The sequence below is a fragment of the Halomonas llamarensis genome, assembly GCF_023555005.1.
In the GTDB taxonomy this organism is placed as follows: Bacteria; Pseudomonadota; Gammaproteobacteria; order Pseudomonadales; family Halomonadaceae; genus Vreelandella; species Vreelandella llamarensis.
In genome coordinates, this window is the sequence record NZ_JAMJPJ010000032.1 from 24,630 (window position 1) to 40,189 (window position 15,560).

Annotated in this window: 10 protein-coding genes and 1 pseudogene; 3 read left to right on the forward strand and 8 right to left on the reverse strand. The window is 54.3% G+C overall.

Annotated elements, in window-relative coordinates; translation table 11 throughout:
- Positions 1 to 78: 78 nt before the first annotated feature.
- The 5 genes from M8006_RS14760 to M8006_RS14775 form a co-directional block, all read right to left on the reverse strand.
- Positions 79 to 921, reverse strand: coding sequence for a c-type cytochrome (locus M8006_RS14760; protein ID WP_250083496.1), 843 nt, complete (start codon positions 919 to 921; stop codon positions 79 to 81).
- A 274-nt stretch (positions 922 to 1,195) separates the two neighbouring features.
- Positions 1,196 to 2,431: a hypothetical protein gene (locus M8006_RS14765; protein WP_250083498.1), complete on the reverse strand. Its 1,236-nt coding sequence runs from the start codon at positions 2,429 to 2,431 to the stop codon at positions 1,196 to 1,198.
- Positions 2,428 to 4,458 carry a hypothetical protein gene (locus tag M8006_RS14770; RefSeq protein ID WP_250083501.1) on the reverse strand — a complete coding sequence of 677 codons (2,031 nt, stop codon included), beginning with the start codon at positions 4,456 to 4,458 and terminating at the stop codon, positions 2,428 to 2,430. The genes M8006_RS14765 and M8006_RS14770 overlap by 4 nt, the downstream gene beginning before the upstream one ends.
- 81 nt (positions 4,459 to 4,539) lie before the next feature.
- A complete protein-coding gene (locus M8006_RS18175) occupies positions 4,540 to 4,662 on the reverse strand; it encodes a hypothetical protein (RefSeq protein ID WP_284047076.1) in 123 nt (40 codons plus the stop codon).
- 80 nt (positions 4,663 to 4,742) lie between these two features.
- Entirely contained in the window at positions 4,743 to 5,174 is a 432-nt protein-coding gene (locus M8006_RS14775) for a hypothetical protein (RefSeq protein WP_250083503.1), read from the reverse strand.
- A gap of 519 nt (positions 5,175 to 5,693) precedes the next feature.
- Here M8006_RS14775 and M8006_RS14780 point away from each other — a divergent pair.
- The 3 genes from M8006_RS14780 to M8006_RS14790 are packed head-to-tail and all read left to right on the forward strand — an operon-like array spanning position 5,694 to position 10,038.
- On the forward strand, positions 5,694 to 7,454 hold the full coding sequence (locus M8006_RS14780) for a diguanylate cyclase (protein WP_250083505.1): 1,761 nt from the start codon (positions 5,694 to 5,696) through the stop codon (positions 7,452 to 7,454).
- On the forward strand, positions 7,454 to 8,125 hold the full coding sequence (locus M8006_RS14785) for a transglutaminase-like cysteine peptidase (RefSeq protein ID WP_250083507.1): 672 nt from the start codon (positions 7,454 to 7,456) through the stop codon (positions 8,123 to 8,125). Before M8006_RS14780 ends, M8006_RS14785 begins: the two co-directional genes overlap by 1 nt.
- An 11-nt stretch (positions 8,126 to 8,136) precedes the next feature.
- On the forward strand, positions 8,137 to 10,038 hold the full coding sequence (locus M8006_RS14790; RefSeq protein ID WP_250083510.1) for an EAL domain-containing protein: 1,902 nt from the start codon (positions 8,137 to 8,139) through the stop codon (positions 10,036 to 10,038).
- Between the two features lie 70 nt (positions 10,039 to 10,108).
- Here M8006_RS14790 and M8006_RS14795 read toward each other — a convergent pair whose 3' ends face one another.
- The 3 genes and pseudogenes from M8006_RS14795 to M8006_RS18450 all read right to left on the reverse strand — a co-directional run.
- Positions 10,109 to 10,435, reverse strand: coding sequence for a tryptophan synthase subunit beta like protein (locus tag M8006_RS14795; protein WP_250083511.1), 327 nt, complete (start codon positions 10,433 to 10,435; stop codon positions 10,109 to 10,111).
- 116 nt (positions 10,436 to 10,551) lie between these two features.
- A complete protein-coding gene (locus M8006_RS14800; protein WP_250083513.1) occupies positions 10,552 to 15,339 on the reverse strand; it encodes a VCBS domain-containing protein in 4,788 nt (1,595 codons plus the stop codon).
- 159 nt (positions 15,340 to 15,498) lie between these two features.
- Positions 15,499 to 15,555 (reverse strand): annotated as a pseudogene (locus M8006_RS18450) (hypothetical protein); the annotation flags it as partial.
- Positions 15,556 to 15,560 lie beyond the last annotated feature (5 nt).

Sequence of the window (15,560 nt, forward strand, 5' to 3'; positions counted from 1 at the left end):
AGGCGGTTAAGAACTCCGCCTGTGGATAGACGTTTTAGCGTTTTAATCCCGCCACGTAAATCACCGGGCGAAAGTGTGTTACTGCGCTTGGGAAACCATGTAGTCCACGACGGCCATGATTTCTTCATCGGAAGCGCTGCTGCCACCACGCGGCGGCATGGCCCCTTTGCCGTTGAACACGCTCTGATATAGCGCATCCATACCCTGCTCAATACGCGGGGCCCAGGCTTCAGCATCGCCCAACATTGGCGAACCGGCGACGCCTGATGCGTGGCACGCCGCACAGCCTACGCTTGCGTAAAGTGCTTCACCGTCTAAGTCGCTAGCGCCACTCGCTTCTTCGGAGGCTGCCGCGTCGTCTCCACTGGCGGCCATTTCGTCACCTGCCGCTTCGCCCTCAGACGCGGCGGTCTCTCCAGCAGCTCCCTCTTCGGATGCTGCCTGTTCAGAAGCGGCTTCATCGCCGCCACCTAATTCAGGTACTTCCATAACGGGCTCAACCATATAGGCGACCGCTGCTTCGACTTCTTTATCAGAGAGACTGGGGTTACCGCCTTTCGCCGGCATGGCGCCAATACCGTTAATAGCGTGGTCTAACAGCGTGGCGAAACCTTGTTCGGTACGCTCCGCCCAGGCGGCCTCGTTACCACGAACAGGAGCACCTGCAGCACCGGTCTCGTGGCAGGCACTACACACATTGCCGTAAATGCCTTCACCGTCGATATCACCGCCACTGCTATCGGCAGCTGCCGGCGCAGCGGAAGCCGTACCGCAATCCTGGCCCTGCAAGCACACTTGGCCAGCAGGCGCTAAGCGCTCGGCCATGGCATCACGCGCCGCGTTTTCCTGGGCGAAAGCACCTGAAGTGCCTGCCATGACGCCAAAGGCCGCCAGCCCGCTCATGATCAGCTTAAATTTCACTCTCACCACCTCTTGGGTTTTTATCGAAATTATCGTCACCTCCGCGCGCAGCGGCGCCAACATCGGCTATGCGCTACTGGGACGCAAGACGTACTTATTACGGATGCACCTAGTATACCGGCATACCCAAGCGCTGGAAAATGCAACGTGTGGCTGTGGTAATGAATACGGTTGTAACAAAAATTATCCACAGAGCCCATCGCTACACTTGAAAAATTAGAGCTTAAAAATAAAGTTGGTAACCGTCCACAGTAACTTCAAAGTATCAAGGGGGTTAGCGAATGACCTCAGGAAGACTGGCGGCAACGACCTCGCCTTGTGAATTGATAGCAATCAGGCGCCAGTAATAGCGCTTTTCGGTCTCAAGATGGCTTAAAAGGGATCGACTGGGCGAAGCTGAGGTACGGTTTCCGGTGACGACCTGGCCGGTGATCGGCGCCGGGTTCAAAATGACCGGCTGGCGCTCACCACTTCGCGAACCCTGCAAAGGGATGGACTCCTTTTCTGTGGTTTCAGGCCAGCGATCGTAGAATTCCAGTTGGTAGACATACGTCTCCGCTACCGGTTGCCAGCGAAAGCGGGTTTTCAGGCTCAAGGGATTTGTCGATTCCGGCGGTAGGGTGTTGATAGCGGGGACCCAGGCCCGGGGCAGGGCCCCTTCGCTGACGCGGTAGCCGAGCGTGGGTAATTCCTCAATCACGGTGGGGGGCAGAAAGCGCAGCCGGACCCGATGAATGCCCGCTGTCTCGCTGGGCAGGGGCGGGGAAGTAAGGGTCAGTTCACGACCAGCGCCAAGATACTGACGAACCTGAGACAGGGGCACGTACAGGGGCTGTCCGCGGGTACTGGCGGGCGTCGCCACCTCCCAGATCGCATTGATGAGCCCTGCACCCTGATAGTTGATTTGGGCCGTCGCCTGCAGCCGCTCATCTGGACGCAGAGTTTCGGTTAGGGTGCCACGATCAAAGTAGAGGCTGACACGCTGGATATTCACCCCGCTGACAGAAGGTTCGGTTCCTTCAGCGATCGAACCACCGCGGCCGGGAACACCCTGCTGGAGCGTGATCACTTGTACCCCGGTCATTGGCTCCGATTCCTCCAGGCTGAACTGGCGGACATAGAACACCTGCCGCTCGCCCAGGCGGGCCGCCTGTTGGCTGACGGAAGCTGGCACGCGTAACGACTCGGTCACTCGGAACTCGATGGCACGATCATCCCTTGCAGGGCTGAGTGGTTGCATCAGCGGGGTCGGAGAACTGCCAAGGCGCTGCCCGCTGAAGGGGTTGCCCAACACGAAGACTCCCTGACGAGAAGTCAGGGTCTGCGACAGCTCGGGGTGGATGCGTGCCTGTCCGCGCCAGGTTAGGTTGACACGGCTATCGACTCCCGCCATGGCGCTTGGATTACTGGTACAGGCAAGGCGAGTATCACATAGAGCAATGATCTGTGCTTGAACGATGCTTGGCATCAACAGCAGCAGGCAAACAAGACAAAAGCGAAGGCGTTTCATTGCATGCCCCCCGGATAGGCTGTCGGGAGCGTGGTTCGCAACACAAGCCAGACCTGGTTCTCGTTAAAGGGATCCTGACCGTAGAGCCGATCTCTCAGGGTATTGCCACTGTAACTCAGCGACAGATCCAGTCCGGCACGATCGTTTCTTGGCTTGCGGATACGCCAATCCAGCTGGCTGCTTACGTAGAGGGACTCATCACGCTGTGGAAAGAAGGGGTCGTCCTCCGCATTGTTCTGGTTGAGGCTCAAGTTGAGCGTTGCCGAAAGCCTGTCGGGAATGAGCTGGGCATTGCCGCCCAACGAGAAAATCTGCTGATCGATACGCTCTCCACCGTCACGGTAGCGTGTCTGGCTGGCCTGCCAGCCAAGCGTGAGGCCATAGTTCTCGAGCATATTCAGGCCAAGCTGCCAACCCAAGTTGTGGGTGTCAGTATCTGGCTGCCAGTTGCTGTAATCGTTAAAGCGTTGCGTGCCAAGCTCGACGGACCAGTACCAGTCATCCTGCTGGAAGGCGGCGCTGGCCTGGATGCCTTCGACTCTCGTGTCGTTGGGGAGGTATCCTGTTGGAGTGCGAATGTCCTGACGGTCGACGCGGTCCATTGATAGGGAGATGCTGGGCTTTCCCAGAATATCGAGTATGCTACCGGAATCGGGCGTCTCATAGTTGTCATAGCCCAGCTGCATGTTCCAGCGACGCGTTTCGGTAGTGGCATAAGCAGCGAAGTTATCCAGATTATCTTCCTCCAAGGTATAGCTGGTGTCCCAATACCACTTATCGCGATTGGCCGACGCGTAAATCCGACGCATTTCGAGGTCAGAGGGAAGGTTGCTGTGCGCCAGGCTGCGATAAAAAGTACCGACCTTCTGAGCTTCGGCGCCGATTTGCCAATCGAGCGGTGTTTCCCAGTCGGTGGGCTCCGGGTCCAGCGCCATAAGGGCGGACCAGGCGGTGTCGGTGACGGCATCGAAGCCGAAGTCTCTTCCGTCAAAATCGTAGCGGCTGGTTGCATGTTCCCAGCACATCCTCAGCCTACGCTCCAGGAAAAACCCATCGATGACGGCATTCCAGGCGTGGCCGTCGTTGACCCGTGTCGTAGGCGTCGAACTCCAGCTGCCGGCGTCGGGCTCGCTGATGCCACCGGTGAGATAGCTGAAAGATAGCTCGATTTCGCTGTCATCTCCGAGCTGCCATCGACTCTCCCAGCGCCCCCCCACGATGCGGTTGTCAGGATCACTGAGTCCCAGGCCTCCGTCGATCGTCAGTTCGCGGTTTCCGCTCATGCCAAAAAGCTGGAAGGTACTCTCGAAGGTCTCCAGTGCCAGCTCACCGTGAAGACCTCGCTGTTGGTAGCCGTCCATGATCAGGCTCTCCCTGCCCATACTCTGGTCTCCTGCGGCAATCCGCATGCGTTCGGTTTCCGCGAGAAGGGAAAACTGAGGCATGTCCAATCGTTCTCCGGTAATACCTTGCTCAGGACGATTGGCATAAGCTAGTTCGCCTGTGGCTTCGAGGTGAATCTGGTCGGCGTGCAGTTCGGCGAACCATTGGCTGAATCCATCAGCGTTGTAATCGTTAGGACCCGACATGTTGTGCTCGGCGAGACGCTGATTGATCGTTAATTCACTGTTGCTCTCGACGCTAATGCGCTTGAAGAGGGCGTTTTGGCGGACCTCAAAGATCCAATGACCGAGTTCCTCGGCCGAACCGTCGTCGCCATAATACATCAGACGTAGTTCATGCTCGCCGGTGGACAAAGGGCGTATCGGTCGATAGCGAAGCTTCGCGGACTCCCAGACCACCACCTCAGTGACATCGATATTATCAAGTTCCAGGCGAATCAACGGTCGCGATTCCGGCGCAACGACCTGGGAAACACTCAGTACCAGGGCATCGTCAGGGCGATAGAAGTCCCCAATACCGGTTGTCTCCAGCGTGGTCGACCACTGTGAAGGCTGAAATGAAGCAAACGACATTAAGGGTGGCAGCAACAGGAGTGGTGCCACCAGGGAACGAGCTAGGTTCATGGAAGGTACCGCCCGTTTGTTGGTTATTGTTGAGCTTCTTGTCACCACTGAAGACCTTATTGATCACCAGCTGAAGGCGGCTCAGTAACGCTGGGATCCCATCTGGTGGATTTCGTAAGCCGAGGCGTTGGTACCGATCAACGCCATGGTGATCATGACGGCCACAATGACCATCAAGCGTGATCCGCGAAAGGAACATTTCATGAGGGTTTCCTGGGGGTTCGTGACAAGTCGAGGATCAGTGACCATGTGCTTGCGGCTGCATGGCCACCGATCCGCTGCGATCAGTCGCTACGTCTTTCCATCTTTTGGATGGACGCCTTGCCAGCTCCGCCACCCTCTCTTTTGAACGCTCGCATCAGCTTGGGACTGGCCTTGTCGACACACTTAACAGCATTTCGCTGGACTTTTTCGCCACGGCCCCGCTGGCAGCTTTCCACGCTGCGTGCCAGCTGACGATCGGCAGGAAGCACGTCGATACCTCCCCCTCCACCGACGACTCCTCCATGGCCTTCGCAGAGAGCTTCGCCGACGATGCCGATGCCCCCGGGACCACCTGAATAGGAGTTGATGGTTCCGTCCTGGCAGATGATGGCGTAGAGACCATCTTCCAGCTTATAGACGGTGTAGGCCGATGCACTAGATATCATCAGTGACGTTATGACCAGAGTGATCGCTGCAGTGGCGAAACGAGTTTGTACAAAAAAATGTTTCATGATGAGCTCCAGAGGTTGGTATTGGGGTAGGTCCCAGAGGGTCTAAAACCGTTAGAGACAATCTAGGCGTTTCAGATTGTTACAATTAAGTAATTTTTTATATTGTTATGCGACTATCTATCCATGATTGTTACACACTATTTTATTCTAGTAGAAAATAACGTAGACCACTTTTTTTTCACTTCGATTCCGGTGGTGCGTGCAAGACGAAACAGGAGTAAGACTTCTAAGTAGCTAATGAGGTAACAGACGAAACGGCATATTACTTGCTGAGCGACGCCCCATCGCCAATCCACATGATTAAGGAAACCGTGCGGGATGCGTTGAAGATACGCTAGCCGCGCAAGATTAACGCCGATCGCTTCTGCTTGCCCTTAGACGCTACGGGAACCTAACGGCGAGACTGTGCCGAAACGCGCCTTTGGCTGGCATAAAACCACAACCTTTTGTATCGTTATGTCGGCATCGACTTAAAATGATGTGGCCCGCACCTTATCGCTAGGAATAACATAACTTTGCATGGTCTATTCATACGCTTTTCGCCGCCACCTTTATGGTTCGCAGGCACCGCCGTGGGCAATTCGTCACCATGTGCTGATTGACCTTTCATGCCTGGCGATCGTCGTTGCCGTGCTGTTCTTCAGCCCTGCCGCGTTCGCCAACCAGCCGGTCAGCCACCTTCAATTAATGGATTATCACGGCGCATTGCCACCCACCGGTGACAATGCGCTTGAAAGCGTCTCGGCCACACCGCTACCCGACCAGCAAAACATAAATCTGGGGATCAACATTGAGCCTGTTTGGCTGCAATTTAAGGTAGAAGCCGGAGACCCGCCCATCGTCCAGCTCAACAACCCACTCATCCATCAGATCGCGTTACATCGCTACTTGCCAGAAACATCGACATTTTCAGCTCCGATCCAACGGGTTGCATTCACTCCTTTACTTGGCGACGAGCTGGGCCGCTGGCGGCCGGTATTTGAGCTTACCGAACCAGGCACTTACTGGCTAAAACTGTCGTCGCCCCAGGCGCTGCGTTTTCAGCTTTCTCAAACGACATTGCCCCAGGTAAACAGTGATTGGCGCGGTTTTTTACTGGGCCAGGGGTTATACCTGGGTATGTTGCTCGGCCTGTTGGTCTATAACGGTGTACTTCTGCGGTTTTTGAAAAACAGCAACTATTTTTGGTACCTGGGGTTTGTCGGCAGCTCGGCGGTTTATTTTTTCTTGCAAAAAGGCCTGATGTTCGAGCTGGTACCTGCATTCCCAAAACTGGTCAACGAAGCCTTGTTATTTACAGCCCTGTCGATCGGCATTATTTCAGCACTCTCTTTCTGCCGAACTTTCTTGATGCTACCCGAGCAAGATCGCCTGATGGACCGACTGTTCATGGTTTTCATCGTTTTTGGGTTAGTCTGCCTGGTCGGCACATGGTGGTTGCCAGGCCATGTTAGCGTGAAGATGTTTTCAGTGCTGGGCCTGGGGACAATGACGCTCTTTTGCCTTGCTTCCTGGCGGGCACTGCAGCGACGTTTTCGACCCGCCCGCTGGTTGTTGATGGGATGGTCTGCATTGATCGTCGGTTGTCTGGTCTTTATTTTATCGATATACGGCGTTTTGCCCCACAACTTGGTCACGTATTACGGGTTTCAGTTTGGCTCGGCGCTAGAGTCACTGCTGCTTTCTGTGGCGCTGGCTGATCGCATCAACCTGTTACGCCGGGAGCGTGAAACCCTGGTGAAAGAAAAACTACGCTTTGCGACAATGAGCGTAACGGATGGTTTGACTGGGTTGTACAACCGACGCTACTTGAACCGTCATTTGGATGAGAGTGTGCAGCAGGCCCGCCTCCAACATCAGCCACTTAGCCTGGTAATGCTGGATATCGACCACTTTAAGGTGTTCAATGACCGTTGGGGGCATTTGTTGGGCGATAAAGCGCTTCAGCATTTTGCCGACATCCTGGTGGAGGCGGTTTGCGAAGAAGATGCGGTGTGTCGCTTTGGGGGTGAGGAATTCACCATTGTGTTGCGCCACCAGCCTGTTCAGCAAGCGCTGGATGTTGCCGAGCGTATTCGGACAATGCTGAGAACAACGCCATTAATGACCGATGCAAATCAGGCAATTCCGCTCACTTGCACCATCGGAGTTGTTCAATATCAGGTACCTGAATCAGCCAAGGCGTTTATAGCACGCGCCGACTCAGCGTTGTATCAAGGTAAAGAAGGCGGCCGTGACCGCGTAATGAGTGACTTAATGACGCATCAGGGTTCAACATAATGATCACGCGGCGGCAGCTACTCTCGGGCTTTGGCGCAGGATTGGTGTGTCTGATGATTGGCGCCCCTTCAACGGCCTCGGCGCTTAACCCGGAGCGGATCCGCCAGAAGATGCAGCAGGCGCACGGCACCTCTGGCGTGTCGCTGATTGATGACTGGCTGACCATGATTGAGCGGCTACGAGGCGCAAGGCTTGGCGACCAGATGCGCGAAGTGAATGACTTCTTCAACCGCAAGGTACTCTGGCGGGATGACATTTCCATCTGGGGCCAGGAAGATTACTGGGCCACTCCGCTGGAAATGCTAGGCAGGCGCGAAGGCGACTGCGAAGATTACTCGATTGCCAAGTACATCACGCTCAAGGAACTGGGCGTGCCAGGCAACAAACTGCGCATGATTTATGTACGGGCGCGGATTGGCCGCTCGCAGCGTACCCAGGCCCACATGGTCCTGGGGTATTATCAAACGCCTGTCTCCGAGCCATTACTGCTGGATAACATCATTCCCTCAATTCGACCGGCCTCGGAGCGAAACGATCTGGACCCTGTATTCAGTTTCAACAGCAGCGGCTTATGGGCCGGAGGCTCGCAAGAGTCACGGGCTGACCCCTTAGCACGGCTGTCACGCTGGCAAAACGTGATTAACCGCATGCGCGATCAAGGATTTATATAAGAGGATAGGATATGTCTCTCATCAAGCAGCTTTGGCTGACGGTCATCCTGATACTGCTGTTGGCGTTTGTCGGCAGTCTGGCGGTAAGCGTGTCGTCCACGCGTCATTACGTTGAGCAGGAAGTACAAATCAAGAATGCCGACAACGCCAATGCCTTGGCGCTTTCCATGACGCAGATGGAAAAAGATGACGTCAGCATTGAGCTGCTGGTAGCCGCACAGTTTGATACCGGGCATTACCGTTTGATTGAACTGCGCTCACCGGAAGGCGAGGTGATGCAGCGCCGTGAAGCAGGGCCAATAGACGATGGTGTGCCTGACTGGTTTGTTGACATGGTGCGCCTAGATGTTTCCCCGGGGCAGGCAGTGGTGCAGGACGGCTGGAACCAGTACGGCACTTTAACGTTGGCGAGCCAGCACGACTATGCTTACCGTTCGCTGTGGCAAAGCACGCTTAAAATGGCCGCCTGGTTTGCCCTCGTGGCGGTTATCAGCCTGTTATTGGCGTGGTGGATTGTGCGCACTATTCGCCGGCCGCTGCTTGAAGTGGTTAGCCAGGCTCGCAGCATCAGCGTGCGCCGCTTTACCACCTCTTCAGAGCCGCGCACGCTAGAGCTTCGCGAAGTCGTGCAGGCGATGAACACGCTCTCTGGAGCGGTTCACACCATGCTCAGCGAAGAAACCGGCAAACTCGACCAGCTGCGCCGCCGCTTGCAGGAAGATGCCACCACCGGGGCCTCGAACCGCACCACCCTGCTGGAACACCTGCAGAACAGCCTGGATAGTGATTCCCAGCGTGCCAGCGGTGTCTTGATCATGGTGCGGCTGGATGACCTGCCCGAGGTCAACGAACGCCTCGGCCGCCAGGCCACCGACGATGCATTGCGGGCACTGGTGAACCATCTGGCGCAATTGGCCAATGAGCTGGGCGGCGGTGAAGTGGGCCGCTTGAACGGCAGTGACTTTTTGCTGGTGGTGCACGGCGCTCAGGATATCGAGCACGTCAGCGAAAGCCTGAAGCACCAGTTAACGCTACTACGCGACGCCGTAGGCGAACCGCTACGGCTACCCGCCGCGCTGACTGAATACACCCACGGTGATACACCCTCTCAACGGCTTGCGGCGCTCGATGGCGCACTCGCCGATGCCGAGGGCCGTGGCGATATGGCGTTGGTGGTGGCCTCTGGCGAGGCGCGCTTACCGCTTTATACCACCCATGAGGCGTGGCGCTCGGCGCTGATCCTGGCGATGGACGCTGGCGTGGCGCTGGCCCGCTTCCCGGTGGTTAATGCCCGCCAGGACGTGGTGCATTACGAAGCACCTTCGCGCCTAGAGCTTGAAGGTGAATGGCGCAGTGCCGGTTTGTTCATGCCCTGGGTGGCACGCCTGCAGTTGGAAGACAAACTGGACCTGGCCGTTGTCGAGCGTGCCCTGGCAATGATCGACAGCGACCAGCTACCGCTGGGCATCAACCTTTCCGGCCGCGCGGTGGGTGACATGGCGTTTATCAAGGCGCTGCGCCAACGGCTTGAGCGCGCGCCCGACGCGGCCCGCAAGCTGTGGATTGAGTTACCCGAAAATACCGCGCTGCACGACCTGGCAAGCTTCCGGTTATTGTGCCGCGAGCTACAGCACACCGGTGTGCGGATTGGTCTGGAACACGTGGGCAGCGAATTTACCCGCCTTGCCGACCTTCACGACCTGGGGCTTGCGTTCCTCAAGTTCGACGCCAGCCTGGTCAGCGGCGTTGACCAGGCGTTTGACCAGCAAACCATACTGCGCGGCATGGCCACATTGGCCCACTCGCTGGGCATTCTGGCGATTGCCGAAGGCGTTAAACGCTCTGAAGAAGCCTATACCCTGTTTGACCTGGGGCTTGATGCTGTAACGGGCCCTGGCGTTAAAGCGGGGTAAGCTGGAAGATGACAGCTTAAAGATAAATCAGCGGCAAGGATGCGCCGCTGATTAACGTCACGACTGAAGGTTAGATAACGTCGCTGTCATCATCGCTAATAAGCCCCACGTCGTTGACGCGCTTACGCAGAGACTGCCTGTCCAGGAGCTTCTCCTGGGCTTTTTCAGGTAGGTCGGTAAAACGGATAATCCCCCGGTCCATCAGCAGATTAATCACGTCTTCCAATACCCGCACGAACTCCATATCCGACTGACGGAGCAGCGCGGCCTCGTGGGTTTCGGCGTTGATAAAACGCTGTAGCTCTGCCGATTCCGGCGAGACGTGTTCTTTGCAGTCATCGCTTATGGTTCGGCTGACTTCGCTGATCTCGCCCTGGCTGTCGCGGTTGACGTACATGTGACTCTCCTCTCGTTACATTCCGGACATTCCGGCATAGTGACGCACCACTCAAGAAAAAACCGCCAGGCAAGCCTGGCGGTGTCGTAAGTTGTTACTTCATTGATGTCTATGTATCACTGGTCAACAGCGTTGATGGATGTATCGAGATATTCCTGCTGACCCGGTGCGTTAACGTGCGCCTGTTCACTGTTGCCAGGTGCTGCTGGCTTGCCATTGGCTTTCTCACCGTCTTCGTCCTTGAATATCTCGTCATCGCCATCACTCAGGATGTCGTTGGCAGCCAGCGCTTCTGAAGACTCGTCGCTTGACTCATCAGATTCATCGGTTTCAGCCGATTGTTCAGACTCGTCCTGATCAGCTTGGTCGTTATTCTCGTCAGTACTTTCTTCTGCACTTGAGTCATCATTCGAATCCGAATCAGCAAAGAACAATGGCTCTTCATCTTCTTCAGGAATAATGCCTGGGGCTAGATCGTCTTGTGAATCATCGGACGCATCGACCTCTTCAACCTGATCGTCTTCCCCGACCTGATCTTCAGCGGATTCGTCATCATTATTGCTAGCGTCATCCGCGTCTTCTGAAGGCTGACTAGTGTCGTCTACGTCTGAAGGGGCCTCTTCATCATCGGTTTGTTCTTCATCAGCACTCCCTTCATCGTCGGCAGACTGTTCTTCGGTACCATCCTCTTCCTCAAGGGCATCTTCATTATCAGTGGCTTCCGATTCTTCATCAGTTGCCTCTTCACCGTCATCCGGTGACAGCAACGCCTCAAGCTCATCTTGGGTGACGGTAAACCCGGCATCATCAAAACTAATCATGCCATTTTCGGCTATGTTTTCAGCACTGAAGCTCGCAACCGACTGATCACCAATAAACAGGTCAATGGTATCGCCATCGCGATATTCAAACAGCCCATCGGTGACATCACCGCTCAGACCCGATGAGGTTTCGTAACGCACACCATCAACGGTACCCGTTGCCAGCGTTGCTGTTTGCAGCGAGTCGTCTATACGCTCGTCGAAATCTGTCACACCCGCGTGTATTTCAAGCATCTCGCGGACGTGTGCCATGGCCTCATCCTCCGTGACTGACACCTGGCCAACTTCTTCAATCGCGGCGCTCAGATCAGCTTCTGCAACCGTTCGCAGATCCAGCGATACGCCAGCGAACTTAGCGTGCATTTCCGGCGTAATGGTAATGCCAGTATTGGCATTGCCATCCGAATCCAGCGATTGCAGGAACACCGCCATGTTCTCAACGTATTCATCATTGAGATCGCTAAGCGATACGTTTGCAAATTCCTGCAGGAAGACTTTGCCATCGGCCAGGTCTTCATTCGTCGCGGTGCCAATAACCACATCGCCGACCATAAAGGTAATGGAATCGCCTTCACGATATTCAAAGGCACCGTTTTCGTCGGTAGTGCCAGTAAGGCCCGAGGATGTGCTGTACATTGCACCTTCGACGATGCCATCAACCAGCTGGGCAGTAATGGTATTTTCTGCACCATTGCTGCTTTCTGTCGCTGTCACCGAGATAGTGATCGCTTCTTGCTCAGCTTGACTCAGTTGGCTATCGGATATTAGCGTCACATCTCCCATCGGTTCGCCATTAGTGTCCAGAGCCACTGTGTAGGTACCATCATTGTTGTCAGTGACGCTGGTATTGGTGCCAGTCACGCTGACCCCACTTGGCAAGCCGTCAATGATGATACCGCTGAGCGATTCTGAGCCATCCGTATCGGTCAAGGCGGCTGACAGATCCAGACCGTACTCGTAGGTGATGACTTCCTTGGTCACCTCAGCGCTGAAGTCGGAGATATCGAAGCGGCCATCGGTACGCTCAACAAACACGGTGTCGAATTCAACGGATCCAGAATAATCAAGAGTTCCTTCACCATGATTATCCAGATTGATCGTGCTGCCGACTTGGCCGCCATCCTTGTAGAGTTTGATGGTGGCATCATCATCACCCCAACCTAAAAAACCACCATTAACGCTATAGTCATCAATGTCCAGGCTAAAGCCAGTGGCCGTGCCATCAAGGGTGTAGGTATGAGATGACTGCGATCCACCGCCACGGAGAGTAACGGAATCATCATCATTGAACATCTCGGTTTCAGACGTCGTGGTAATGGTCGGCGGAGTTACCAGCTCTCCCTCCAACTCTGGTTCGGAAGCCGCCATATCGGGTGCGGTCACATCGATATTGACATCGAGCGATGTGCTATCCCCATCCTCATCGGAGACGCTCACGCTGAACTGCTTCTGGGTCAACCCTTCCTCGAACTCAGTAGCTCCGGCACTATAGGTGTATTCACCGTTGGTGAAATCGAACATCAGAGTGCCCTGACCGTCCAGCGGGACGCCGCCGCTCGGGAAGGCCGTGGTGCCATTGCCACCATCGGCAGTATAGGTTGTTCCGTACAGCGTGATGCTGTCGAAGCTGATATCACCATCACCACCGCTGACACTATTGGAGACATCACCGCTGACGCTAACCTGAGCCGTATTAGTGAGCGTTTGTTCCAACTGTGACTCGTCGGTAACGATCAGCGGGTCCTTGCCCTCCTGCACTTGAACGTGCTCCAGGTACTGATCGGAGACATTGGAACCAATACCAATCACGAACAGCTCGTTCACATCGGTATCAATGTAGTCTTTCCAGTCTCTGATTGTCTGGGTATTATCATTTCCGACCGCTGAATCGTTCTCATTGGGCTCACCGTCCGACAGGAAGTAGGCAATTGTCTGGTCAGCATTACGTCCACTAAAGTCAGTCAACTCAGTTTCGTTTATGGCATCTTTATAGTCTGTTCCGGCAGCAAGACCGAGGTTAGTTCCGTTGTAATAAACCCCGGTGCCATAGGTCGAATCCTGATAGTAAACCTCCAGATTATTGATGTAATCTATAGCGTTTTCAGAGGTCATCCAGCCTAAGTTTGTGGCATCAGCAGAAAACAATGTCAGGTTGACGTCAGTTCCTCCGATCTCACTATACGCCTGAATGGTTGAAACCAGAGCTTCTTGGGCAATATCAAACCGCGTTTTGCCCGTATCACCAACCGTACCAATCACCATTGACCCAGACACATCTAACGTCAACATCAAGTCGGTGGTGACAGCACCAATGTCCAAGCTAACAGACTGATTTTCAGCTTCCGGCGCGAGATTCGGTCTCTGCGGTGCTGCTTCACCGGTAATGTTGATAGCCAAAGAAGACTCAACACCGTCACCATCTGCATCCGTTAGGGTGTAGTTGAAAATATCTTCCTCTGTTTCGCCCGTGGCCAACTCATCATAGGCCGCCTGATCTAGCTGATAAGTATAGTTTCCGTTAGCATCAATGGTCAGAGTACCAAACTGGCCCTGGACTTGGGTTTCCCCATTACCATTATCGGTGCCGCCATTCCAGACAACCTCATCTTCGTCCGCGGGACCGTCTGCACCAAAGCCATAATCTACCTGACCAGATACATCAGGCGCATCAGACGAGACAAGTTGACCCATCAGTTTAAAGCTGTTGGAAGCGTCCTCATCCGTAAAGACCTGGTCAACAATATTTCCATCCTGATCAACAAAACCAATGATCTGGAAATTATAGGTTTCAGTAATACCATCTTCAGTTGTTATTTCAACCGGCACAATAGTACTAGCATTGTTGATGGTTACAATATCGCGAGGGTCAGAACCACTATTGGATGTTTCATTGTGGTCAAAATTGATCGTATGATCAATGGTTGCACTATAACCATTGATCACCACATCTAACGCCAAATCCAAATCAACCGAGTCAATACCCGAGCGAAAGGATACTGAGAAATTATTATGAGTAAACTCACCTAATTCGAACATTGAGTTCACATCTATCGACTGCGAACCCGTCAAGACATCGTTATCATCGAAGGTATAATTACTGGTGCTACTAGAGCCATCCCAGCTAATCACATCATCCTGCCCAGCAGGCTGGTTATTCAGGTTAACACCGCTGCCACCAGAAACATTCGACCATGCTGTTGACAGGCCACCTACAGCCAGCTCATTCACGATAACGGTAAGACTTTCATTATCTTCATTGATAACTGGCATATCATCTTCAATGGTGACATTAACAGTCCCAATATCCGAGTCGTTGACACCGTCACTGATCGTAACGCCAAACCCGATATCCAGCGTATCCTCTAAGCTATTTTCTGAATGATCGACGGGCTGGCTAAGCGTTACATCATATCCAATACTCGTTGTGCTACCCGGATTAGCAACAGTTTCATTGCCTCCGTTCAGTTCGATACGAATCACTTCGTTACCATTAGCAGACCCAATCGCAATAGCTTCGTTACTACCATCGTGAGTCCACGTAATGGGATTACCGTCTGACATCAAGTTGTTAGGCAATGTGTTTAGATCGACACCAACCGCTAGTGACGCGTTACTATTGCCTGTGACCGATAAAGTTCCAGACCTCGATGCTGCATTGGTGGTGTCGGTATAACCAGTCCCTGCATCATTATCAGGTATGCCACTATCTAAACCTTCCTCAGAGACCGCAATCGAGCTATCGCCAATCGTTGGCGGAGTATCGTTGTCACTGATGGTACCGGTCACGGTATCGTTGTCTGAATCGACTTCCAGTGTTTCAAAACCACCATCGCCAATGATGCTGGCAATGCTCAGGGTGTATCCCTCAGTCTCTTCCTTGAGGAAGTCATCTACGGCCTGGAAGTCAACGTTGTCGCCACTACTACCCGACGGGATGGCCAACGTGATGGTCGCCGTATCATCCGCGTTCCAGGTCAGTTCGGTGCCATTAGCAAAGGTCATGTCCGTGGCATCTGGGCTGATACCGTTGGGGTTATCCGGTGTCACTGTCAGTGTGACCGTGATGTCATCCGCCGCATTCACAGATGCACCGTCGTCTTTGGTGACCAACTGCAGTTTATGCTGCAGTTGTCCGCCTTCCTCCGCGGTGGCGTTATCTACCAACTGCAGTTGAACCGTGTCGTTGACCGGCGTGACGTCAACCGTGACCGTGGCGCTGGCCGTGCCGCCATTGCCGTCGTCAACGGTGTAGTCGAACTGGGCGTCACCGTTGAAGTCGGCGGCGGGCGTGAAGGTGATCGTGC